Below are 23,004 nucleotides of genomic sequence, written 5' to 3' on the forward strand. Positions count from 1 at the left end.
GGGAGGCATGACTGATGGTAAAAATGTTCTCCTCGCGGCACCGCGCGGTTACTGCGCTGGAGTGGACCGCGCCGTCGAGACCGTAGAAAAGGCGCTAGAAAAATACGGCGCACCCATTTATGTGCGCAAGCAAATCGTCCACAACCGTTATGTCGTTGAATCTTTGGCCAAGCGCGGAGTCATCTTCGTTGAAGAGGCCGCCGAGGCCCCAGAGGGTGCCCACCTCGTCTTTTCCGCCCACGGCATTTCCCCGGCGGTGCGCAATCAGGCGCAAGAGCGCAAGCAACTGACCCTGGATGCCACCTGCCCCTTGGTGACCAAGGTGCACAAGGAGGCCCAGCGTTTTGAGCGCGATGGCTACCACATCCTCCTCGTGGGCCACGAAGGCCACGAAGAGGTAGAAGGCACCGCGGGAGAGGCCCCCGATGTTACGCACCTGGTCGATGGTATCGACGGCGTGGACAAGCTGCCGGATTACCTGCAGGATGAAAAGCTCATTTGGCTTTCGCAGACCACGCTCTCGGTGGATGAGACCGTAGTCATCGTCAATAAGCTGCGCGAGCGTTTTCCGCACCTGCAAAACCCGCCGTCAGATGATATTTGCTACGCCACCCAAAACCGGCAAGAATCCGTCAAGGCCATCGCGCCGAAGTGCGATCTGATGATCGTGGTGGGTTCTAAGAACTCGTCCAACTCGGTGCGCCTGGTAGAGGTTGCACTCGAGGCGGGTTCGCGCGACTCCCACTTGGTGGATTTTGCCGAAGAAATCGATGAAGCATGGCTTGACGGCGTAGAGACCGTTGGCGTGACCTGTGGCGCCTCCGTGCCAGAGCTTTTGGTGCGCGAGGTGCTCGAGTACTTGGATGATCGCGGCTTTAATGACGTGGAGCAAGTGACCACCTCCACCGAATCCATTACCTTCGCGCTGCCGCGCGATCTGCGCCCCGCGCGCACCTAGCGCGTAACCGCCTACAGGCAACGAAAAACCGTGAGCCCCGCGGCCTCGTAAAAGAGCGCCGGGAGCTCACGGTTTTATTTACTCATAGAGATTATCGTCCCACCGCTGCTTCTTGGCAGCCTCGTCTTTTGCTGAAGAGGAGGGGCCTCGTTCGGGAGCCGGTGGTATCACGTCCCCCGCGCGCCGGTTCGGATCCGGCTGCAAGCGATTTTCGCGTTCTGCCTGTTGCTCGCGGCGGCGCTCTTCTCGGTCGCGTCCGCGGATGCGATCCTGCGGCTTCTGCGGCGGTTGCGCCTGTGCATGCGATCTGCGGCGGGAGGCGCGTGGGGACTGAACCTGTCCGTTTTCGGTTCTATCGCGCGCCATGAGTTCCGCCACGGAGAGCCGCTCAGCGCGGTTTTGGCGGTCCCGCTTCATGTCCGCGCGCCGCGATACCTTTTGCTGGTTGACGGCGCGCTGCGCGGTCTTGCGGAAGCGCATCCAGCGTAAGACTCCAATTGCAGTTGCTCCAACAACCGCGATAAGCAGCCACAGGAAGTTCTGGACCAGCGGGTACACGGAGGTCAGCAGCGACGTCTTAGAAAAACTGGTGCCTTCCGGGGTATTGGACTTGGTAATGACGATTCCCGCCGTCACCACGGTTACCGCGTAAAAGATGGGGATGGACGCGATGGACAGGAATAAGCCCCGTTCCTCAACGATGAGCGCTATGAGTAGCGAGCTGATGATGAGGAAGGCAAAGTACATCCAGCCTATGGAGCCGGCAAGAATGGAAATCAATGCGCCGGTGATCAAAAGTGCCGCCAATAGCCCAAGGCCTTTCAGTAGCGAGATGCTCGGCATGCTTAGGCGTTGCGCGGCGGTAGGCTTTCGTTGTTTGGCTAGTGACACGTCGCAAAATCCTACCGCCTGGCGCGGGCCAATGGCTATATCCACGCAGTGAAACCGCCTAGAATTTAGGAATAATTTGTCCCGCGCGGCCACGTATCAATGGGGGAGGGGTCGCGAGGCGCCCGGTTTGTGCGGCCGGGAATCTCCATTTCGTGGAGCTTGCGGGCGGTCACGCCCACCCGCGAATCCAGCGAAGAGAGCGTGGAATTATAGGCCTCCACTGCCTTTTCGAGGCTCTGGCCCACCTTGCCGTAGTGCTCCGAGAGCGTATTGAGCCGCGAATAGAGCTCGCGGCCTAGGCGCTGGACTTCTTTTGCTTTGGCGGAAATATCTTCCTGGTGCCATCCCATGGCCACCGTGCGCAAGAGCGCGAAGAGCGAGCTCGGGGTGGCGATGACGACGTTGCGTTCAAAACCAAACTCGATGAGCTCAGGATCGACCGACAGCGCCGCATCGAGGAAGGGATCCGCGGGCACAAAGAGCACTACGAATTCCGGGGTGGGCTGGAAGGCCTCAATATAGTCCTTGTGGGACAGCGCCTGGATGTGGCTGCGCAGCTGGTGCGCGTGGCGTCGTAAGTAGCCGGCGTGTTCTTCTGGATCCTCGGTTTCTAGCGCGTCGAGGTAGGAAGAAAACGGGACCTTGGCATCGACGATGATATGCCTGCCGCCGGCCAAGTTGATGAGCATATCCGGGCGCACGATGCGGCCGTTTAAGGGAGCTGAAACTTGGGAATCGAAGTCCACGTGCCTTGTCATGCCGCCGAGTTCGACGACGCGCTCTAGCTGAATCTCGCCCCACCGGCCGCGCACATTGGGCGAGCGCAACGCGGTAACGAGCTGATCCGTGCGCTCCGTGAGCCGGGACGAGGTGCGGGTCACCGCCTGCACTTGGCTAGATAGTGAGGCCAAGTGGGCGGTGCGGTCTTCTTCTAGTTCTTGTAGCTGGAAACCCAGTCTATCCATGGCCTTTTCTAGCGGTTGCAGCTCGGCCTGGCGCCGCTGCGATTCCTGCAGCGCTCGGTGCTCCTCGCTCGGCGCGGAGCGGGACGCGGAATGGGAGTGGGCCAACCACCCCAGCACGGCGCCCAATAAGAGACCGATGAACAGCAGCAGCACGGGCAAAGTGGAAGTCATGGGATCCACTATGGCACGCGGCGCGGACACGCCTGACTATTTATTCGAATCTCCGTTCAAAAGATTTTCGAAGGCATCTCGCGCCCGGCGCAGGTTGGAGCGCATGCTCGGATCGTCATAGTCTTCCGGGGTGGAATCGACGTCGACGGAATCATCCAGCGTATTAGACGCGCCATCGGATGCGGCATCGGCGCCTGCGATATCGGGGTTGGCGTGTTCTGGGACCTTGCGCCACTGCTCGCGCTTGTATTGTGCCTGTTCTTCGGTATAGCGGCCGATGAGATAGCCCGCGACGGTGGAGTAATTGAGCTCAGAGGAGTGCTTTTCCCCGGACTGCAGCTTCATCATGTCCTGCACGTAGCGATAAGCCACCGCGATCATGGCGGCGGTCGGTACGGCCAAGAACCCACCGATGAGCCCAAAGAGCGCGGAACCGACGATGACGGAGACCAAAACAATCACCGGGTGCAGGTTCATGGCCTTTGCCTGCAGCCACGGCGAGAGTACATTGCCTTCAAGCTGCTGGACCAAAAGGACAAGGCCCAGGACCAACAGGGCTTGGGTAAAGCCCAAAGACACCAAGGCGATAACGACCGCGAGCGCGCCAGAGACGATGGCGCCGACAAACGGGATGAAGCCGGCGATGAAGGTGATGATTGCCAGGGCCATCGCCAAGGGCACGCCGATGAGAACGAGGCCGAGGCCGATAAAGATGGCATCGATAAGCGAGACCACCGCCTGTGCCCGAATGAATCCGCCCAGGGTATTCCAAGCGCGCGTGAGCAATTCAGTAAGGTGCCAGCCCGCGCGCCGGCCGGTGGCATCGCGCAGCCACGGCAGGAACTTGGCGCCGTCTTTCAGGAAGAAGAAGGTGAGCACCAAGACGATGAACACCGTGATGAAAAATGAGGTGGCATTGCCGATGCCCGTAAATACCGACCCAGCAATTACGCCGGCGCGCTCCTGCAGCCAGCCCGCGGCCTCGTCGATATAGGTGCTCATATCGTCGCTATCGAGGTTCAGCGGCGGGCCCTGGGCCCATAGCTGCAGCTGCTGGATGCCGGAGACCGTTTGCAGGTAGAGCGACTGGGATTGCCGCATAAAGTCCGGCGCCACTGAGGCGATGAGCCCGCCGACCGCGGCCGAGGAGATAAGGATCGTCGTAATCGCCGCCAGGCCCGCGGGCAGGCCCTTTGTGCGCATCCACCGCGCGATGGGGTTTAAGACGGTACAGATAATAAGGGCCAAGAGCACCGGGAGGATGCCCTGCCAGAAGCTGCCCAGGACGTGATAGATCGCAAAAAGGAAAACGCCGATGATCAGCAGGCGTACGGCCCACAGGGAGGTCGACTTCACCATTTCGCCCGCGATGACGGAGCGATCGACCTGATTGCCCGGGGGATGTGGCGATACATCGTCCAATTGGCTGGTGTCGAAGTCACCGTCCAATTTATCGCCCGGGCTTGCCTGCGGCTTTTCGGGTTTAGGTTGCTTATCAGAACTCACCCCACCATCTTGCCTCATAACGTGGTAGGTGCGTTAGGATTAGCCCCGTGAGTCTTACACTAGGAATCGTCGGCTTGCCCAATGTGGGCAAGTCCACTTTGTTTAATGCCCTGACCCGTTCCGAAATCCTGGCGGCCAACTACCCATTCGCCACCATCGAGCCCAATGTCGGCTTGGTGGAGCTGCCGGATCCCCGTTTGGACACCCTCGCCAAGATGTTCAATTCCGAGCGCATCTTGCCGGCGACCGTGTCCTTCGTGGATATCGCCGGCATCGTCGCAGGCGCCTCGCAGGGCGAGGGCATGGGTAACGCCTTCCTAGCCAATATCCGCGAGGCCGACGCCATCTGCCAGGTGGTTCGCGCCTTTTCTGATGACAATGTCATCCACGTCGATGGCCAGGTAGATCCCGGCAACGACATTTCCGTTATTAATACGGAGCTGATTCTGGCGGATCTGCAGACCATCGAGAAGGCCCTGCCGCGCCTGGAAAAGGATGCCCGGAAGAATAAGGACTTGGCACCAGTGGTGGAGGCAACCAAGAAGGCGCAGGAAATCCTGGAAGATGACCGTACCCTCTTCGCCGCCGCCAAGACCGGCGAGATCGATCTTTCCCTCGTGCGCGAGCTGCACCTGATGACGGCTAAGCCCTTCCTCTACGTCTTTAACTCGGATGAGGCTGTGCTTACAGATGCCGCCAAGAAGGACGAACTGCGCCAGCTCGTCGCCCCAGCAGATTGCGTCTTCCTCGATGCACAGACCGAGTCTGAGCTCTTGGAGCTGGATGAGGACGAGGCAAGCGAGCTGCTCGAGGCTGTAGGGCAAGAAGAGCCTGGCTTGGCTACCTTGGCCAAGGCCGGTTTTTCCACCTTGGGCCTGCAGACTTACCTCACCGCCGGTGAAAAGGAAGCCCGGGCGTGGACCATTAAGCAAGGCGCTGCCGCACCCCAGGCCGCTGGCGTTATCCACACCGACTTTGAAAAGAAGTTCATCAAGGCTGAAATCGTCTCCTTCGACGATCTCGTTGCCGCCGGCTCCATGGCCGAAGCGCGCGCCAACGGCAAGGTCCGTCAAGAAGGCAAGGACTACATCATGCACGATGGCGACGTGTGTGACTTCAAGATCGGTGGCTAAATCCTAGCTTGTTGCAGGTCGCGGGAGTAGACGTGGCGAGTGCGCGAATTTAGAGTTATCCTATTTGCGTACTTAACAACAATAAGGAGGTCATAATAATGGCTGAGCTAGAAAACAAGACGATCGCAATCATTGCTACCAATGACTTTGAAGACTCCGAGCTGACCTCTCCGCTGGAGGCCGTGCAGAAGGCTGGCGCCACCGTAAAGGTATTGGCACCTAAGGCTGGCACCATTACGGGCAAGAACGGCACCGAGATTAACGTTGATGCTACGACCAAGGATTCCGAGGGTGAGAGCTTCGATGGCATCATCCTGCCTGGCGGCACCAATAACGCCGACCTCATCCGCTTGGACGAGTCAGCCGTTAGTATCGTGCGCAAGCACATGGGCGAGGACCGCCCCTTGGGTGCCATCTGCCACGGCGGTTGGATCCTAGCCGATGCAGACGTACTCAACGGCCGTACCTTGACGTCCTTCCCGTCCCTGCAGACCGATCTCCGCAACGCAGGTGCTACCTGGGTTGACGAGGAGGTCCACTGCGACCAGGGTTTGGTCTCCTCCCGTACCCCGGATGACCTGCCTGCATTCAACGCGAAGTTGGTTGAAGAGTTCGCAGAGGGTCAGCACTAAATTAGGCTAGCCCCTTCATTACTCCCTACGAGCCAGATGGTGAGAAACCTTCTGGTTCGTAGGGAGATTTTTCGTCTCTAGCGGCTGCAAGGGCCCATGAGAGGATCCAGGCATTGGCTGTATTTTTCCCCTTCCCTCTGTCTGCTAACCTATGACCTCAGAAGGGGAGTAGTTCCTACGGCGCCTATTGCGCCGCGATGACTGGTCGACACACTGGCTTCAAAGCCCGGCCACTCAGCATCGATGCCTTTGATGCGAACGAGACCTTCGGACTGATTTTGGTTGCCGAAGGGAGAGTAGTAGACCTTGTCTTCTCTAAGTTCTGAGCAGCGCATTTTAGAGCGCTTTATGATGTTGTCCATCGCCGCGGCGGTGGCGACGATTATCTTGAAATCCCTGGCGGCTTGGCTAACGGGCTCGGTAGGTTTCTTCTCTGACGCCCTTGAGTCCCTCGTGAACCTCGCAGCCGCCATCGCGGGCTATTGCGCCTTGCGCATTTCCGCCAAGCCCGCCGATCACAATCACCACTTTGGACACGGCAAGGCCGAGTATGTGTCCGCGTTGGTAGAAGGCGCGATGATCTTCCTCGCCGCAGGGGCCATCATCTACACCGCGATCCAGCGCCTCATTACTCCCCAGCCCGTTGAAGAAGGCGGCTGGGGCTTAGCGCTGTCGCTCTTGTCCTCGCTGCTCAACTTGGGCGTCGGCTTGGCCTTGATTAAGGCGGGCAAGCGCTACCGTTCCGCGACGCTGAATGCCGATGGCCACCACCTGCTTACGGATGTGTGGACCTCTGTCGGCGTCCTCGCAGGCATGGCTGCGGTGTATCTTACGGGCTGGCTGTGGCTCGACGCGCTTGTAGCCTTGGCCGTTGGCATCAATATCTTGTGGACGGGATTTAAGATTTTGCGCGAATCCGTCAGCAGCCTGCTTTCTGAAGCCCTCCCGGAAGAAGAGCAGGATCAGATTTGGGATCTCTTAACTGAACTGGAAAAAGAAAAGGCCGTGACCTTCACGGACCGGCGCACGGTAGCCTCCGGCAGGCAAAGAATGGTCTACCTGACCATGGAGGTGCCGGCGAACTGGAGCGTTTTATACTCGCACGAGATCGCCGACGACGTCGAAGTCGCCCTCGACCAGCTTTTCCCCGGATGCAGCGTGTTTATCCACGTGGAGCCAGCCGGCGTCGCGCATCGCCGCCCACTTCCATTCCGGCAATAAATAAAGGCCCAAGGCGTACTGCCCTGGGCCTTCGTTCGCGATTTATTAAGCGTTGACGCTTACTTCCTCGTCGGAATCTTCCTCCATGATGTGCTTGACGCCATTTTCGGCTTCATCCCAGACCTCTTGGTTCTGGATGCCTGCGCGCTTGGCGACGACCGTCGCACACAATGCCTGACCCGTGACGTTCAGCGCCGTACGGCCCATGTCAATGATGGGCTCGACGGCCAGCAGCAAACCGACGCCAGCCAATGGCAGTCCCAGCGTGGACAGGGTCAGCGTGAGCATAACCGTCGCGCCAGTGGTACCCGCGGTAGCAGCAGAACCAATAACGGAGACGAAGATGATGAGCAGGTACTGCGTGAAGTCTAGGTCTACGCCGTAGAATTGCGCGACGAAGATCGCAGCAACAGCAGGGTAGACGGAGGCGCAGCCATCCATCTTCGTAGTAGCGCCGAGGGGCACTGCAAAGGACGCGTACTCGGTGGGAACGCCCAAGGCGCGTTCGCTAAAGCGTTGCGTTGCGGGCATAACACCCATGGAAGAACGGGTGACAAAGCCCAAGGAGGTTACCGGCCAGATGCGCTTGTAGAAGCCCTTGACCGGAATATTGTTGAACTTCAGCACCGCAGGGTAGACCACGGCGAAGACGATGGCCAGACCCACATACATTGCTAGGACGAACTTGCCCAGCGAGCCAAGTGCGTCCCAACCATAGGTAGCAACGGCCTTACCGATAAGAGCTGCGGTACCAATCGGTGCCAGGCGGATAATCCACCACAGGACCTTCTGGATGACCTTGAGGAAGGACTCCGTAAAGTGCAAGAACGGATCGGCTGCCTTACCGGTCTGTACGGCGGCAATACCAATGGCTAAGGAAATAACCAGCAGCTGAAGCGCACCGAAGTTGAGGGTAACTTCGCCATCGCTAGCAGAGGCCGTAAGCCCGATGAAGTTTTGAGGGAGCAGCTGCTCGAAGAAGGCAGTCCACGAACCGACGCTCGATGGATCCTTTGCAGCGGATGCATCGACGCTCGCGCCGGCACCGGGCTTCATGACCAATGCCACGACGATGCCCACGATGACGGAGAAGAACGCCGTAATGGCGAACCACATCAACGTAGAAACGGCCAAGGATGCGGCATTGGCAACCTTGCGCAGGTTAGCCACAGAGGTGACCACCGCGGCGAAGATGAGCGGCGGAACCATGACTTTCAATAACTGGACATAGGCGCCACCCACACCGCTGAGCAGGTTGGTCAGCCACCCTGGATTATCAGGATCGGTATCCATGCCAGATGCGATCAGTCCCAGGATAAGGCCGATGATAAGGCCCGCAATGACTTGCGCGCCAAACCCCGTTGCCCAGCTAGGGAGCTTGGAGCGAGAGGAAACTTTTTGTGTCATAGAACGTCCTTTAGAAATCAACTGAACAGGTCTGACTATTTTCTTAGTACGGTTCTGTTCAACTTCGACCAGTCTTACTTTATTCCATGCGTCAAACCACAAGGAAAAAGGGTCTCGTTTCCAGCTGCGATGCCGTTAAGACTGCTTTGTAGACTAAGCAGTTCAGCACCTGTTTACGCTCTCACCCACACCGAGCCATTCAATCTGCGCCCCTCAATCCTCATCCGCCGATCCCGCGCTTCATCCCTCATCCTCCGACCCCACCCCACAACCCCACCCTTCAATTCTCATCCTGTAACCCGCCCTTCGCGCTCACCGCGAGACCCATTTCGGTTAGCGCTCCTATCCCCCGTGAGCGCGAAGGGTGGGGAGAGGGGGATGGCGCAAACAAGATGCTGGGTGTACCCAATAGGTAGCCCGTGAACCTCCTGGTACCTTTACTCTTATTTCTTTTACAGGAGGTAGAGGCATGGGCTGGATAAAGCCGTTAATTGGCGTTGCCGTACTCGGTGGCGTGGTGTCGATGGGAGTCGGTGTAGCGAATAGTGATGAGCGCGCAGTGGTTAATCGCGTCATCGATGGCGACACCATAGACGTCATGCTTGATGGCGAAAAGACAAGGGTTCGACTCCTCAATATCGATACTCCCGAAATCGGGCGCAATGGGAAGCCCAGCGAGTGCTTAGCGGAAGAAGCCAAGGAGTACCTCGAAGGTCGATTGCCACAAGGAACCGAGGTGACACTGGAATACGACGAGGAGAAGACTGATAAGTATGGGCGCACATTGGCCGGTGTCTTTCTTGGAGGCGATCTTGTAAATGCAGACATTGCTGCTGAGGGGCTTGCGGTTGCCAAAAAGATTGGCGCTAATGACAAGTTCTATAACGAGGTAAAAGAAGCAGAAAGCGGTCCGCGGACTAAGGGCACGGGAGTCTTCGGGGTTTCTGATGAATGCCAAGTGTCCAGCGATGAAGATATGGCAGAGTCACTTCAGCAAGCTAAAAGTGCTACGGCTGCTGCCGCTGGGATCGGAATTATTGCTGCCAACATCGACAGCGACGACGGTGGGGCCGCAAAGGCTCTTGCCCAGATCTACGCTGCTCGGAAGGGGCTGGACGCTTTGCGCGGCCGTGGCGATGATCGCAGCGAGTTCCAAAAGGCCGCGTATCCAGAGGCCCCAGAGCGCTTGGCAAAACAGCTGGAGAAAGAGCTATCTGAACATGAAGAAGAAATTGAGGAACAGGTAGAGACCGCCAAGCGGGAAAAGGAAAGAGAAGAGGAGCGAAAGGAACAAGAGCGCGAGCGCCAAGAGGCTGCTGAGCGTGAGGCAGCGGCGCGAGAGGCCGAACGTGAGAGGCTGAGGGTAGAAGAAGAGTCACATGTAGACGCCACAGCGCCCGCCGCAGAATCCAATTCGGACAGCGGCGGAAGCCAGTACATGGTCCCGCAGCCGCAACAGGCACCACGCGTGGATACCTACACCGGGTGTCGCGCATACGGCGGCAACTACGCCTTTACCTCCGTGGATAAGAAGGGCCGTGCTTACGCGAAGATTGATTGCATGACCAAGCAACAAATCGGTTAGCTGCTCAGTTTTCACCACCCCGCCCTTCGCGCTCACCGCGAAGACCAGACGGTTTGAGCTAGCGCTTCCCCGTGAGCGCGAAGGGCGGGGGTGGGAGGCGCACCCTAGAATCCGATTTAGCGGACTGCCCGTCCGTTCGAATTTGTTCACTTCACCTTCGCGCTCACCGCGAGCACAGCGCCCCGCTAAAAGGTCGCCGCCGGTGAGCGCGAAGGGCGGTGGGGCACCACGAGGAAACTAAGAGGACAGCGTGGAATCAAAGCAGCGGGGCGCCGTCAGCTGTCATACTGGAATGATGAAGATTCTGGTAACTGCTTTTGATGCCTTTGGTGGCGAAGAAATTAACCCTACGGAACGCGCGCTGGATCGCTTGCCGGATGAAATCGGTGGCGCGCAGATTATTAAGCATCCTGTGCCAACAGTGTTCGGTGAAGCACTGAAGCAGGCAATTGCTGTGGCCGAGGAAGAAGATGTGGACGCGGTGGTCTGCCTGGGGCAGGCCGGCGGGCGCGGCCATATCACTCCGGAGCGAGTAGGTATCAACTTGGCGGATGCTTCTATTCCGGATAATGCGGGTAACCAGCCCAGCGATGAAGCAGTGGTTGAAGGTGGCCCGGCCGCGTACTTTTCCACCCTGCCAGTCAAGGCAATGGTTGCAGCGATTCAGGAGGCCGAGATTCCAGCGCAAGTCTCGACCACGGCGGGAACATTCGTCTGCAACCACCTGCTCTATGGCCTGCTGCATCATTTCAAAGATACGCAGGTAAAAGCAGGCTTTATCCACGTGCCGTTTATTAAGGAACAGGCTAAAGAAAACAGCCCGATGCTGGAGCTTACGGACGTCGTGCAGGGCGTGGAGCGCGCGATTAGTGCCGTGGCGAAAAGCGCTTAGGGTCACCTTGCTAGAGAAATTTTCCGCCCAAATATAGATTTAAAGTCATGTCTCGCTTAAGTCCTCTCAACTGGCCGGTGGTGCGCCAGCTGCGTAGCGGCGATCCCTTTGGCAGGGATATCAATACGCAATCAACCAAGAGTAAGGAAAAGCACGGGCGCACGGTGGAAGCTGACCGCGTGGTGCAATCCGTGTGCCCATATTGCGCGGTAGGTTGTGCCCAGCGCGTATACGTTAAAGATGACCGGGTCATCCAGATTGAGGGCGATCCAGATTCGCCGATTTCGCGCGGACGTTTGTGCCCCAAGGGCTCGGCGTCGGAGCAGTTGGTCAACTCCGCAACGCGATTGACCAAGATTAAGTACCGTGCCCCGCGCTCTACCGAGTGGCAGGAGCTGGATGAAGACACCGCGATGGAGATGATCGCGGATCGCTTTTTGGAAGCGCGCCGGAATGGTTGGCAAGACACCGATGATTCGGGGCGGACGTTGAACCGCACGCTGGGTGTCGCTGGCCTTGGTGGTGCGACCTTGGATAATGAGGAAAACTACCTCATTAAGAAGCTTTTTACCGCTGCCGGTGCGGTGCAGCTCGAAAACCAAGCGCGCATATGACACTCCGCCACAGTTCCTAGTTTAGGAACTTCGTTTGGCCGCGGCGGCGCGACCCAACCGCTGCAGGATATGGCGAATGCTGATTGCATCGTCATCGAGGGTTCGAATATGGCTGAATGCCACCCGGTGGGATTCCAGTGGGTCGTGGAAGCCAAAAAGCGTGGTGCCCGCATTATTCACGTGGATCCGCGGTATACGCGTACCTCTGCGTTTGCTAACCGCCACATTGGCATTCGCGGCGGTACCGACGTGGTGTTGTTGGGCGCTGTTATCAACTACATGCTCCAAAATGAGCTGTATTTCCGCGATTATGTGGTCGCGTATACCAATGCGCCGATGATCATCTCGGAGGATTACCAGGACACCGAGGAACTGGACGGGCTGTTTTCTGGCTATGACCCGGAAACCGGCACGTACGTGACCGATTCGTGGCAATACGTGCAAAAACCGGAAGGTTCCTCCTGGAATGTCGAGCGCGATGACACCCTGGAGCATCCGAATTCGGTTTTCCAGATTCTCAAGCGCCATTATGCGCGTTATACCCCTGAGCTGGTAGAAGAAACCTGCGGCATCGCGCAGGAAGACTTCTACTACCTGGCGGATTCCATTGCGCAGAATTCTGATCCGGAACACACCACGTGTTTCGCCTATGCGTTGGGCTTTACCCAGCACACCTTGGGCGCGCAGTTCATCCGTACCGCTGCCATTTTGCAGCTTTTGATGGGCAATGTGGGCCGACCGGGCTCCGGAATCATGGCCCTGCGCGGGCATGCCTCCATTCAGGGTTCCACCGATATCCCGACCCTTTTCCACTCCCTGCCTGGCTACCTGCCCATGCCGAGCGTGGAAAAGCAGACGTGGCCGGAATTTGTGGATGAGATCCGGGATGAGTCCCAAAAGGGCTTCTGGCAGATTGGCGAGAATTACGCAGTGTCCTTGATGAAGTCCTACTGGGGAGATGCGGCTACCAAGGAAAATAACTGGGGCTATGACCTCATGCCGCGCATTTCCGGCGCGCATTCTACCTATGAAACCCTGCAGGCCATGCTCAATGGTCGGGTAGATGGCTACTTCGTCTTCGGCCAAAACCCGGCGGTGGCGCAGTCCAATGGCGGCATGCAGCGCCGCGGTTTGGCGTCGCTGAAGTGGCTGGTCGTACGCGATTTCCAGGAAATCGAAACCGCATCGTTCTGGAAGGATGCGCCGGAGATTAAAAACGGCGAGCTGAAGACCGAAGACATCGAAACCGAGGTCTTCCTAATGCCCGCAGCCACCCACGTGGAAAAGGCCGGTACCTTTACTCAGACCCAACGTATGCTGCAGTGGCGCTTCCAAGCGGCACCGCCGCCAGGCGATGCCAAGAGCGATCTGTGGTTCTTCTACCAGCTGGGTAAAAAGCTGAAGGAACGCCTGCGCGATTCCACCGATCCGCGCGATCTCCCGCTCCAGAAGGTGACGTGGGATTACGTGGAAAATGAGGAAGGCGAGCCGAACTCGGAGGACGTCCTCAAAGAGATCAACGGCTACTACCTGGATGGGCCCAAGAAGGGCGAGCTTTTGCCCACCTTCGTGGAGATGAAGAATGACGGCACGACCTCCGGCGGCTGCTGGATCTACACCGGCGTGTACAAGGATGGCGTCAACCAGTCCGCGCGCAAGGTCCCGGGTTCGGAGCAGAACGAGGTCGCGCCCGAGTGGGGCTGGGTCTGGCCTGCTAACCGCCGCATTTTGTACAACCGGGCATCGGCTAAGCCGGATGGCACCCCGTGGTCCGAGCGCAAGAAGTACGTGTGGTGGGACGAGGCCCAGGGCAAGTGGGTAGGCGATGACGTCCCTGACTTCCCGGTGACGAAGTCGCCAGAGTACAAGGCTCCTGCCGATGCCGTCGGTCCGGACGCCCTCGATGGCACGGACGCCTTTATCATGCAGGCGGACGGTCGCGGTTGGCTCTTTGCGCCTTCCGGGCTTTCCGATGGCCCCCTGCCCACCCACTATGAGCCGCAGGAGTCCCCGGTGACCAACGTGCTGTATAAGCAGCAGCAATCGCCGACGCGCTTGACCATCAAACGCCCGGATAACCTGCAGCGCCCAGAACCGGGCATGCCCGGTGCGGAGGTGTTCCCGTTCGTATTTTCTACTTACCGCCTTACGGAGATGTACACCTCGGGTGCGATGTCGCGCCGCCTGCCTTATTTGGCGGAGCTGCAGCCGGGCCTATTCTGCGAGGTGGATAAGGACTTGGCCGCAAAGCGCGGCTTGGAAAATGGCGAGTGGGCAACGATTATCTCGCCGCGCGGTGTGATTGAGGCGCAGGTCTTGGTCACCGATCGCATGCAGATGCTGAAGATCAATGGGGAAGAATTCCACCAGATTGGCTTGCCCTTCCACTACGGCGAGTCCGAGACCACCGCTGTGGCAGGCGACGGCGCTAACGATCTCTTGGGCCTTACGCTCGAGCCGAATGTGTTCATTCAGAACTCAAAGATTGGTGCCTGCGATATCCAACCGGGCCGCCGGCCAAGGGGAGAAGGTCGCTTGAAGCTGCTCAAGCAGTACCAGGAGAGGGCGCAGTTAAGTGTGGATTCCGGCAATGATTTGTTGTCGGTTCCTGACTCGTTTACCTATAACCCGGAACCCGAAAAGCATGGCCAGCCTGGGGCGGAAAGTAGTGACGGCGAGACGGCAAGTAATGGCGAAGAAGGTAAGTAAATGACTAATCTACTGACCGAGGACGCGGGCCGGCACGGCTATGATTCCTACCGCCGCATGGCCTTTTTCACCGATACGTCCGTGTGCATCGGCTGCAAGGCCTGCGAGGTGGCGTGCAAGGAATGGAACCGCAACCCGGTAGAGGGATATGACGTCACCGGTAATTCCTATGACAACACCGGCGCTTTGGGTGCTAATACGTGGCGGCACGTCGCCTTCGTGGAGCAAAACAATGACCGCATTGAGAAGGCGCGCGAAGAGGGAAAACAGCTTATTTCCCTGGGCATGCCCACCATCGGTGGAAAGCCTGACGAGGTCGATACCACTCCGCCGGATACGGATACGTTCCGGTGGTTGATGTCCTCGGATGTTTGCAAGCACTGCACGCATGCGGGGTGTTTGGACGTGTGCCCCACGGGTGCGCTCTTCCGCACCGAGTTTGGCACCGTGGTCGTCCAAGATGATGTGTGTAATGGCTGCGGAACCTGCGTTGCGGGTTGCCCCTTCGGCGTCATCGAACGCCGCGATGATGGCGGGGTGTCGTTGAAATACGATAAGACCGCGACGGTGGATTATCAGGATAATTCGCACGCCGGTATTAATGTGCTGAAAAAGCTCAAGCAGCGCAAACCCCAAGGCACGGATCACACGCCGGGCGAGGCGATGCCGATTAAGAATGTGGGCGTCGCTCAGAAGTGCACCATGTGCTATGACCGCCTGAAACAGGGCGAGCAACCGGCCTGTTCCAAGACGTGTCCCACGGATTCCATCCAGTTCGGTACCTATGAGGACATGCTGGCCGCGGCGAAGGATCGCGTGCGCGTCCTGCACGAACAGGGCATAACGGAGGCGCGGCTCTACGGCGCCAATGATAACGATGGCGTGGGCGGAACCGGCTCTATCTTCTTATTGCTAGATTCGCCAGAGGTCTATGGCCTGCCGCCGGATCCGCGCGTGCCCACCGCGGATTTGCCGAGCATGTATAAGACCGCGGCCAAGGCCATCGGCGGGATGGCGCTGGCCGTGGCGGGTTCCTTTTTGATTGGAGGGCGCAAATGAGCGGTTTTGATGAGTACCGGCCACCGCAGCCGGAGCGGCCGAATCGCTACCGCAACTTCGATGGGCCGAAGCGCAAGAAGAAGCGCAAGCGCCCGGGTGCGGGTGCGCAGGATGGCTCCAAAGAGGAGCGGATGGCAGAAGACTTCGAGTTTTCTTCCTATTACGGCAGGCCGGTAGTTAAGGCCCCGCCGTGGGAGTGGCCCATCGGTGGGTATTTCTTCTTGGGCGGTATTGCCGGCGGTTCGGGTCTTCTCGCCACCGGTGCACAGGCCGCAGGCAACGCACCTTTGCGCCGGACCACGCGGGTAGCGGCCTTTGGCGCGGCGGCCGCCGGATCGGTCTTTTTGATTTTGGACCTAGGCCGGCCGGAACGCGCGTTGAATATGTTCCGCGTCTTCAAGGTGACCTCGCCGATGTCTCTCGGATCGTGGTTACTCGCGGGCTTTTCCACCGCGGCGGCCATTCCTGCCGTGATAGAGATAGATGACGCGACCAAGCGGAAGCTGCCGCTGCCGAAGTGGCTGCGCGCGAGCCTAGGCAAGGCCGCGACTCCGGCCGGGGTGATAACCGGCGTGCTCGGCGGCCCGTTGGCCGGATATACGGCGGTGTTGCTGTCCAATACGTCCAACCCGGTATGGAATGACATGAAGCGGCACTTGCCCTATGTCTTTGTGTCCTCGGCCTCGGCAGCGGCCTCCGGCCTGGCGATGGTGACCACTCCGGTAAAGCACGCCGGGCCCGCCCGCGCCTTGGGCATGGCAGCTGCGGCCAGCGATATCGCGGCGACGAAGGTGCTAGAAAGCAATATGGAGCCGGAGCCGCGCGAGGAATTGCATCACGGCACGCCGGGAAAGCTTATGCGCGCCTCGGAATACTTGATTGCCGCTGGCGGCGTGGGCAGCGCGGTGGCGGCGGCGACGAAGTCCCGCGCCGTGTCTGTGGCTGCGGGCCTTTCATTGCTTGCCGGATCCGCGTGCACGCGCTTTGGCGTGCTCAATGCGGGCTTGGAAGCGGTCAAGAACCCGGCTACCACAATGGGGCCGCAAAAACGCCGCGCGGAGCGGCGCCGGCGCGAGCAAGGGCTTGCCACCGACGTGCTCAGCGCAGGTTAGCGAGGGCTAGCCAGGCTTAGTCGAGGTTGGCGAAGGACTCGGCGAGCTCTTCGCCGATCTCCTGCATGCGCGATTGCTCGGCCTCTAAGGACTCGGAATCGCGGTGGAGGTAGTAGTTCACCGCCGCGTCATGGACCGTGGTCACGCAGGTGGTCGAGATGGCATCCTCGACCTCCCAGGCCGAGCAATAAAAATGCCGGTCCGCGGCGGTGAAATCGAATGGCTTGTACTCATTTCCCGCGCGGCCTTGGGCGGCATTTTGCTTATCGATGTCCTCATTGACCAACTGCAAGTAGCGCTCCGCCGCCGCATCTGGGTCATCGGGGCATACGGCCTCATTATCGGACTCGTATTTCGTGCCCAGCACGCTAATCTTTTCCGGCGAATCGCCGCCGTAGAGCACGGAGAAGGAATCATCCTCCTCGCTGGTGGAATCGGGATCCTGGTTAGCACCGATGAGGGTATCCGGCAGGGAAGTGCGCAGCTCCGATAATTCAATGGGTGAGCAGCCGCGGTTGGTGCTCCCGTCGGCGCAGGCGACAAGGCTCGCACCGAGGGCGAGGGTGGCAAGGGGCAGGCTAAAAATGCGGTGATTCATCTTAGGAAATGGTGATGTAGGCATCGTCAGAAAGCGATGTCGTGCGGCCGATGACCGGGTAGCCCGGGACCTCGCCGATGATGAGGAGGCCGCCGGAGGTTTGGGCATCGGCAAGCAGCACTAGCTCTTCCTCCGTAAGGGAGGAGGGCTGCAGGTGCGGGCGCACCCAATCCAGGTTGCGGCGCGAACCGCCCGGGATAAAGCCTTCCGCGAGGGCATCGGTGGCGCCGTCCACGGTGGGGACCGCGGAAAAGTCCAGCTCAGCCGATACGCCAGAGGCGCGGCACGTCTTGTACAGGTGGCCCAATAACCCGAAGCCGGTGACATCGGTGGCCGCGCGCGCACCTGCGGCGACCGCATCCTGGGCGGCCTGGCGGTTGAGCGCGGTCATGGAATCGATGGCGGCCTGGGATACCTCGCCGGTGGCCTTGTGTTTATTATTCAAAATGCCCACGCCGATGGGCTTGGTCAGCGTAATGGGCAGGCCGGCCTCCGCGGCATCGTTGCGCATGAGTTTTTCGGGATCAACGATGCCCGTCGCCGCCATGCCGTACAAGGGCTCCGGGGCGGTAATGGAGTGGCCGCCGGTAATGGAAATGCCTGCCTCGGTGGCCTTATCCATGCCGCCGCGCAGCACCTCGCGCAGGACGTCCAAGCCAAGCTTCTCATTGGGCCAGCCCACGAGGTTGATGGCGGTAATGGGGGTGCCACCCATGGCGTAAACATCAGATAGCGCATTGGCCGCGGCAATCTGGCCCCAGGTATAGGGATCATTGACCATGGGGGTGAAAAAGTCCGCGGTAGAAATCACGGCGACGCCGTTGTCGATCTTGACCGCTGCGGCGTCATCGCCATCGTCGAGGCCGACCAAGACGTTGGGATCGGCCTTGCCGATGAGCCCTTCTACTGCGGATTCCAATTGACCGGCGGGAATCTTGCAGGCGCAGCCGCCACCTGCGGCGAAAGAGGTTAAGTTAATCTGCTCCGTCATGGTGGTCATTTTACCCGCCGGAAAGTGGTGGGGCGGCGACGGTGGGGTGCGCGCGGGATCTGTAAAGTAGCCAGGCGGAGGCGTACGTGTCCTGGTGGGCGCCCCGGTCTTCAAAACCGGTGAGGCCGAGCATCTCGGTCTGGCAGGTTCGATTCCTGTCCGTCTCCGCCAAAAGCGCGCAAGGAGGAAAACGAGTGCCGAGTCATAACGCTGGTCGCCCCGCGAATAATGCCCGTGATCCCCGCCGGAATTTACCCCGCATGGATGAGCTATTGCGGCTCCCCGCGGTAGAGCGCGCACGGGAGATATTCGCTGAACACGCCATCCGCGCCACGATTAGGGCCGTGCTCTCTGCCGCCCGCCGCGGGGACGTGCCCGTTGCCAGCGTGGAGGAAGAAATAGCGCTAAGGCTGGCTGACCACAGCACCCATTCCTTGCAGCCGGTCATCAATGCCACCGGCGTCATCATCCATACAAACTTGGGCCGCGCCCCGCTGCCTGCGGCCGCGATCGACGCGCTGCAGGACGCGGCCGGATATACCGACGTGGAAATGGACTTAGACACCGGGCGGCGCTCGTCCCGGCGCGGTGCCGGTGCCACCCAGGCCCTATTGGCGGCGTGCCCCGGCGCGGAGGATGCGCTGGTGGTCAATAACGGTGCGGCGGCCTTATTGCTGGCCACGGCCGCGCTGGCCCCGGGCAAGGAGGTCATCATCTCGCGCGGCGAGCTCATTGAAATTGGCGCGGGGTTTCGCCTGCCGGAACTTATTGAATCCACCGCGACGCGCCTGCGCGAGGTGGGCGCGACCAACCGGACGCACCTCCACGATTATGAAGCCGCGCTGGGGGAGGAGACCGGCGCGATTTTGAAGGTGCACCCGTCCAATTTTCGGATTGAGGGGTTTAGCTCCTCTGTGGGCGTGGGCGAGCTGGCGCGCCTGGCGAAGAAACAAGGCACGAACCTTATTGTGGATCTCGGCTCGGGTTTGCTTACCCACGATCCGGTCCTGCCAGACGAGCCCGATATTCACGCGCAGCTGAAAGCCGGGGCGGATATTGTCATCGCCTCGGGCGATAAGCTTTTGGGCGGGCCGCAGGCCGGCATCTTATTGGGCACTAAGGACGCGATTGCGGCGGTGAAAAAGCACCCGCTGGCGCGGGCGGTGCGCATAGATAAGCTGCGGCTCAATGCCTTAGAGGCTGCGATCACGACGCCCGCGAATGCGGTGCAACAGGCGCTCCACCTTGACCCGGCGCGCCACCGCGCGCGCACCGAGGCCATCGCCGCGGCGGTGGGTGGCGAGGTTGTTGAGCATGATGGCCGCGTGGGCGGGGGAGGCGCCCCCGAGTACCCGCTGCCCGGCGTTGCGGTGTCCTTGCCGGAGGAACTTGCACCAAAGCTGCGCCAGCACACCCCGCCGGTGGTGGCGCGCCAGCACCAAGGCCGCTGCCTCATTGACGTGCGCTGCGTGCCCGAGTCCCAGGACGAGGTGCTCATCGCGGCCATCCGGGCGGTGATGTAGGTGTACGTCATCGCGACCGCCGGCCACGTCGATCACGGCAAGTCCAGCCTGGTGCGCGCCCTCACAGACATGGATCCGGATAGGTGGGCCGAGGAAAAACGCCGCGGGCTGACCATTGACTTAGGCTTTGTCTGGACGGCGCTGCCCTCCGGCGCGGACGTGGCGTTTGTGGATGTTCCCGGCCACGAAAAGTTCTTTGGCAATATGCTCGCCGGGGTGGGCCCGGCCTCCGTGGTGCTTTTCGTGGTTGCCGCGGACGAGGGCTGGCAGGCCCAATCCACCGACCATCGCGACGCGCTGCACGCGCTGGGCATCGAGCACGGGATTATCGCCTTGACCCGCAGCGACCGCGCCGATGATAAGCGCCGCGCGGAGGTCACCGCCCAGGTACGCACGCAGTTTTCTGCCACCCCGCTTGCCGATGCCCCCATTATCCCCGTTTCCTCCCACACCGGCGAGGGCCTGGCGGACCTGGGCGCGGCGCTCGATGACTTGGTGGCCCGCGTGCCCGCACCCGACACAGACGCCCCGGTGCGGCTGTGGATCGATCGCGCTTTTAGCGTCAAGGGCGCGGGAACCGTGGTGACCGGGACGCTCAGCGCCGGTACGCTGCGCACCGGCGATACCCTGGTGCTTTCCACCGCGGCAGGGGACAAGCGCGTGGAGATCCGCGGCCTGCATAGCGAAAATACCGCGCAGGAATCCTTGGGCCCCGTAACACGTGCCGCGGTCAACCTGCGCGGGGTCGATGCCGCCGATATCCACCGCGGTGACCTGCTGCTTAGCCCCGATGCGTGGCGCGGCGTCGATACCGTGGACGTCCACCGCACCTTTGGCACCGCGATTGATGAACTGCCCGATAACCTCGTGGTCCACTGCGGTACCGCCGGGGTAGAAGCGCACCTGCGGCCGCTGTCAGCGGACTTTGCCCGCCTGCGCCTCTCGCGCGCTCTGCCGCTGGTCATCCTGGACCGTCTGGTTGTTCGCAGCCCCGGTGGCCGCCATGTCAGCGCCGGCGTGGAGGTCATCGACGTGCGCCCGCCGGAGCTAGACCGCCGCGGCGCCGCCCGCAAGCGGGCTAATGCACTGGCTGAGCTAAGCTCCTTCCGCAATCCTTCCTCCTACCTGCAGCGCGTGGGCTATACCCGGCGCGCGGACTTGGAACTCGATGGTTATGACACCGATGCCACGCCGCCGGGCATCATTAACTTCCAACAGTGGTGGATTGCCGCCCGCCAGGTAACGCGCTGGAAAGAAGCGCTGACTACCGCGCTGCAGGAACACGCCGCGGCCAACCCGCTCGCACCCGGCATGCCGCGCAAGGCGGCACTCGATGCCTTGGGACTGAAGGAAGAGGGGCTGCTGCGCCTAGCGGTGGCCGCCGCCCATGCGGAAGAATCCGAAGGGCTTATCCGCCTGCCCGGCCACAGCGTGGATCTCGGCGCCGCCGAGCCCGACGTGGCCGAATTGGAGAGCAGGCTAGAAAAGGAACCCTTTGCCGCACCAGAGGCGCACGAACTTAAAGAGCTGGGGCTGAGCGAAAAAGAACTGGCCGCCGCCGAGCGCGCTGGGCGCCTGCTACGTCTGAAAGATGGCATCATCCTCCTGCCGGACGCCCCAGACAAGGCACGGGAGCACCTCTCACAACTCGAACAGCCCTTTACCTTGTCCGCCGCGCGGCAAGCGCTGGGGACCACCCGCCGGGTGGCTATCCCGCTGCTGGAATACCTCGATGCCCACGGCATTACCCGCCGTGGCGAGGGTGGCAAGCGCACACTGCGCTAAGCACAAGCGGGCGCCTTATTTGCGGTGATTGCCGCCGCGCGGGCGGGACTGCTCGCGCGCCACGCGCCGGGCGCGCACGCGGGCGGATTCGGAAGAAAAGCGGCCCGGTTCCTCTGCGACGGGAAGCGCGCGCCAGCTTAGGTTCTGTGAGCCCGGCATGGACGAGACCAAGTCGGCCAAGCCGCTGCTAGCGGGCGGTGCCGCAGCCTCGTCCTTCTCGTGGGCACGAGGCGTGGTCGGGGCAGCGTCGTTCTCTGGAGCAGTGCTGGGCGTCGCGGGCGAAGCTTCGGCAGGGCCAAGATCCTTGTTGGCACTCGGACTGACCGGGCGCCGGGAGCCGGTGGGAAGATCGCCTGCAATGTCGGCGGACTCCAGCGCGAACTCCCACCCCTCGGGCTGGGCTGGGGTGGTAGGGCGGGATGTGGTGGTGCTGGGAAGCGCGGTGCGGCCAGACGGCACCCGCAGGGGTGGTACCGTCGGGGAGAATAATTCGGTATCTGTGGCATCCTCTGCGGGGATATCGACCGCGATCATCCCGCCGCCGCTATAGGCACGGGCTGCCAACACAGTACCGGCTTCTTGTGCCGCCGCATACGCTGCGCGCAGACCCGGCAACTGGCTTAACACGCCGCACGGGCCGACCACAGTATCGCCACACGAGGCCACGACGGCGTCATCGATGACCTTGAGCGTGACAAAGAATTGCTGCGTTTCAAGGTGAGATAGCTGCTCATCGGTCAGATCGCCTGCCGCAGAATCGATGACCGCACCGTGACCGCCGGCAAGAAGCGCCGATTCGGCCGGCTGGTCATTGACCGGTACCATCCACGGCCACAGCCCGAGGGAGACGGCGACCTCGAGTTCGCCGTCAACGATGCCGACCGTGGCTACCGTCTGCGGGGTGGCCTGCGAGGCCTTCAACCGGTGTAGGTCCGGGTATTCGGCTGCCTCTACCTCATCGAGGAACCCGATGAAACCAAATTCCGAACGCACCCGCCAGCCGTTGGAGTAGGTATCGGGCTCTAGAGAGACATCGATCAGAGCAGGCTGACTACCCACGCCAGGAATGCTCAGCACCGTGCCGGAGATGACATGTTCTAGGATGGCGACGTGTTCGACGCCGAAGTAGCTGGTCGCAAGCGGGTAGGGCACCATAGGAAAAGTAACTCCAAAGCGTTAAAGCGGGGCGTAACGTACGGATCTCATTTTACGCATGTGGGGGTAAAACAGCGCTTAGTCGGTGGTTTTAGCC

Annotated in this window: 18 protein-coding genes and 1 tRNA gene; 12 read left to right on the forward strand and 7 right to left on the reverse strand. The window is 60.5% G+C overall.

Going from position 1 to position 23,004, the window contains the following annotated elements:
• Positions 1 to 7: 7 nt before the first annotated feature.
• Positions 8 to 958 (forward strand): 4-hydroxy-3-methylbut-2-enyl diphosphate reductase, encoded by a 951-nt coding sequence (locus ACP8IT_RS04590; RefSeq protein WP_005280054.1) that lies wholly within the window; start codon positions 8 to 10, stop codon positions 956 to 958.
• Positions 959 to 1,036: 78 nt separating this feature from the next.
• Here the strand turns inward: ACP8IT_RS04590 and ACP8IT_RS04595 are convergent, their stop codons facing one another.
• From ACP8IT_RS04595 to ACP8IT_RS04605, 3 genes are all read right to left on the reverse strand, one after another.
• Positions 1,037 to 1,849 carry a DUF6542 domain-containing protein gene (locus ACP8IT_RS04595; RefSeq protein WP_232018390.1) on the reverse strand — a complete coding sequence of 271 codons (813 nt, stop codon included), beginning with the start codon at positions 1,847 to 1,849 and terminating at the stop codon, positions 1,037 to 1,039.
• Between the two features lie 65 nt (positions 1,850 to 1,914).
• Entirely contained in the window at positions 1,915 to 2,985 is a 1,071-nt protein-coding gene (locus tag ACP8IT_RS04600) for a DNA recombination protein RmuC (RefSeq protein WP_284609613.1), read from the reverse strand.
• 36 nt (positions 2,986 to 3,021) lie between these two features.
• Positions 3,022 to 4,509 (reverse strand): AI-2E family transporter, encoded by a 1,488-nt coding sequence (locus ACP8IT_RS04605; RefSeq protein ID WP_034653586.1) that lies wholly within the window; start codon positions 4,507 to 4,509, stop codon positions 3,022 to 3,024.
• Positions 4,510 to 4,538: 29 nt separating this feature from the next.
• Between ACP8IT_RS04605 and ychF the strand changes: the two genes are divergently transcribed.
• The 3 genes from ychF (at position 4,539) to ACP8IT_RS04620 (ending at position 7,477) form a co-directional block, all read left to right on the forward strand.
• Positions 4,539 to 5,624, forward strand: a complete 1,086-nt coding sequence (ychF, locus tag ACP8IT_RS04610; RefSeq protein WP_005282143.1) for a redox-regulated ATPase YchF — start codon at positions 4,539 to 4,541, stop codon at positions 5,622 to 5,624.
• A 98-nt stretch (positions 5,625 to 5,722) separates the two neighbouring features.
• Entirely contained in the window at positions 5,723 to 6,256 is a 534-nt protein-coding gene (locus ACP8IT_RS04615) for a type 1 glutamine amidotransferase domain-containing protein (RefSeq protein ID WP_490290483.1), read from the forward strand.
• A 306-nt stretch (positions 6,257 to 6,562) separates the two neighbouring features.
• The gene (locus ACP8IT_RS04620) at positions 6,563 to 7,477 is read left to right on the forward strand and encodes a cation diffusion facilitator family transporter (protein ID WP_490290484.1); all 915 of its coding nucleotides are present in this window, start codon (positions 6,563 to 6,565) and stop codon (positions 7,475 to 7,477) included.
• Positions 7,478 to 7,522: 45 nt separating this feature from the next.
• Here the strand turns inward: ACP8IT_RS04620 and ACP8IT_RS04625 are convergent, their stop codons facing one another.
• Positions 7,523 to 8,884 (reverse strand): dicarboxylate/amino acid:cation symporter, encoded by a 1,362-nt coding sequence (locus ACP8IT_RS04625; RefSeq protein WP_278723989.1) that lies wholly within the window; start codon positions 8,882 to 8,884, stop codon positions 7,523 to 7,525.
• Positions 8,885 to 9,353: 469 nt separating this feature from the next.
• Here ACP8IT_RS04625 and ACP8IT_RS04630 point away from each other — a divergent pair, with 469 nt between their 5' ends.
• The 5 genes from ACP8IT_RS04630 (at position 9,354) to nrfD (ending at position 16,855) form a co-directional block, all read left to right on the forward strand.
• Complete coding sequence (locus tag ACP8IT_RS04630) at positions 9,354 to 10,469, forward strand: thermonuclease family protein (RefSeq protein WP_490290485.1); 1,116 nt, start codon at positions 9,354 to 9,356, stop codon at positions 10,467 to 10,469.
• A 250-nt stretch (positions 10,470 to 10,719) separates the two neighbouring features.
• Entirely contained in the window at positions 10,720 to 11,361 is a 642-nt protein-coding gene (gene pcp, locus ACP8IT_RS04635) for a pyroglutamyl-peptidase I (protein ID WP_023030924.1), read from the forward strand.
• 47 nt (positions 11,362 to 11,408) lie between these two features.
• Complete coding sequence (gene fdnG / locus ACP8IT_RS04640) at positions 11,409 to 14,684, forward strand: formate dehydrogenase-N subunit alpha (RefSeq protein WP_490290486.1); 3,276 nt, start codon at positions 11,409 to 11,411, stop codon at positions 14,682 to 14,684.
• Positions 14,685 to 15,743 carry a 4Fe-4S dicluster domain-containing protein gene (locus ACP8IT_RS04645; RefSeq protein ID WP_126318732.1) on the forward strand — a complete coding sequence of 353 codons (1,059 nt, stop codon included), beginning with the start codon at positions 14,685 to 14,687 and terminating at the stop codon, positions 15,741 to 15,743.
• Positions 15,740 to 16,855 carry an NrfD/PsrC family molybdoenzyme membrane anchor subunit gene (nrfD, locus tag ACP8IT_RS04650; RefSeq protein ID WP_490290488.1) on the forward strand — a complete coding sequence of 372 codons (1,116 nt, stop codon included), beginning with the start codon at positions 15,740 to 15,742 and terminating at the stop codon, positions 16,853 to 16,855. Before ACP8IT_RS04645 ends, nrfD begins: the two co-directional genes overlap by 4 nt.
• Before the next feature lie 16 nt (positions 16,856 to 16,871).
• Here the strand turns inward: nrfD and ACP8IT_RS04655 are convergent, their stop codons facing one another.
• Both ACP8IT_RS04655 and selD read right to left on the reverse strand, forming a co-directional pair.
• A complete protein-coding gene (locus tag ACP8IT_RS04655; RefSeq protein ID WP_490290489.1) occupies positions 16,872 to 17,453 on the reverse strand; it encodes a hypothetical protein in 582 nt (193 codons plus the stop codon).
• 1 nt (position 17,454) lies between these two features.
• Positions 17,455 to 18,444 carry a selenide, water dikinase SelD gene (gene selD, locus ACP8IT_RS04660; protein ID WP_490290490.1) on the reverse strand — a complete coding sequence of 330 codons (990 nt, stop codon included), beginning with the start codon at positions 18,442 to 18,444 and terminating at the stop codon, positions 17,455 to 17,457.
• A 76-nt stretch (positions 18,445 to 18,520) separates the two neighbouring features.
• Here selD and ACP8IT_RS04665 point away from each other — a divergent pair.
• From ACP8IT_RS04665 to selB, 3 genes are all read left to right on the forward strand, one after another.
• Positions 18,521 to 18,615 (forward strand) — tRNA-Sec (locus ACP8IT_RS04665).
• A gap of 23 nt (positions 18,616 to 18,638) precedes the next feature.
• Positions 18,639 to 19,967, forward strand: a complete 1,329-nt coding sequence (gene selA, locus ACP8IT_RS04670; protein ID WP_284644285.1) for an L-seryl-tRNA(Sec) selenium transferase — start codon at positions 18,639 to 18,641, stop codon at positions 19,965 to 19,967.
• A complete protein-coding gene (gene selB, locus ACP8IT_RS04675) occupies positions 19,968 to 21,752 on the forward strand; it encodes a selenocysteine-specific translation elongation factor (RefSeq protein WP_490290491.1) in 1,785 nt (594 codons plus the stop codon).
• A 15-nt stretch (positions 21,753 to 21,767) separates the two neighbouring features.
• Here the strand turns inward: selB and ACP8IT_RS04680 are convergent, their stop codons facing one another.
• Positions 21,768 to 22,907, reverse strand: a complete 1,140-nt coding sequence (locus tag ACP8IT_RS04680) for a hypothetical protein (protein WP_490290492.1) — start codon at positions 22,905 to 22,907, stop codon at positions 21,768 to 21,770.
• Between the last annotated feature and the right edge of the window lie 97 nt (positions 22,908 to 23,004).

Source organism: Corynebacterium sp. LaCa_23 (assembly GCF_058182375.1).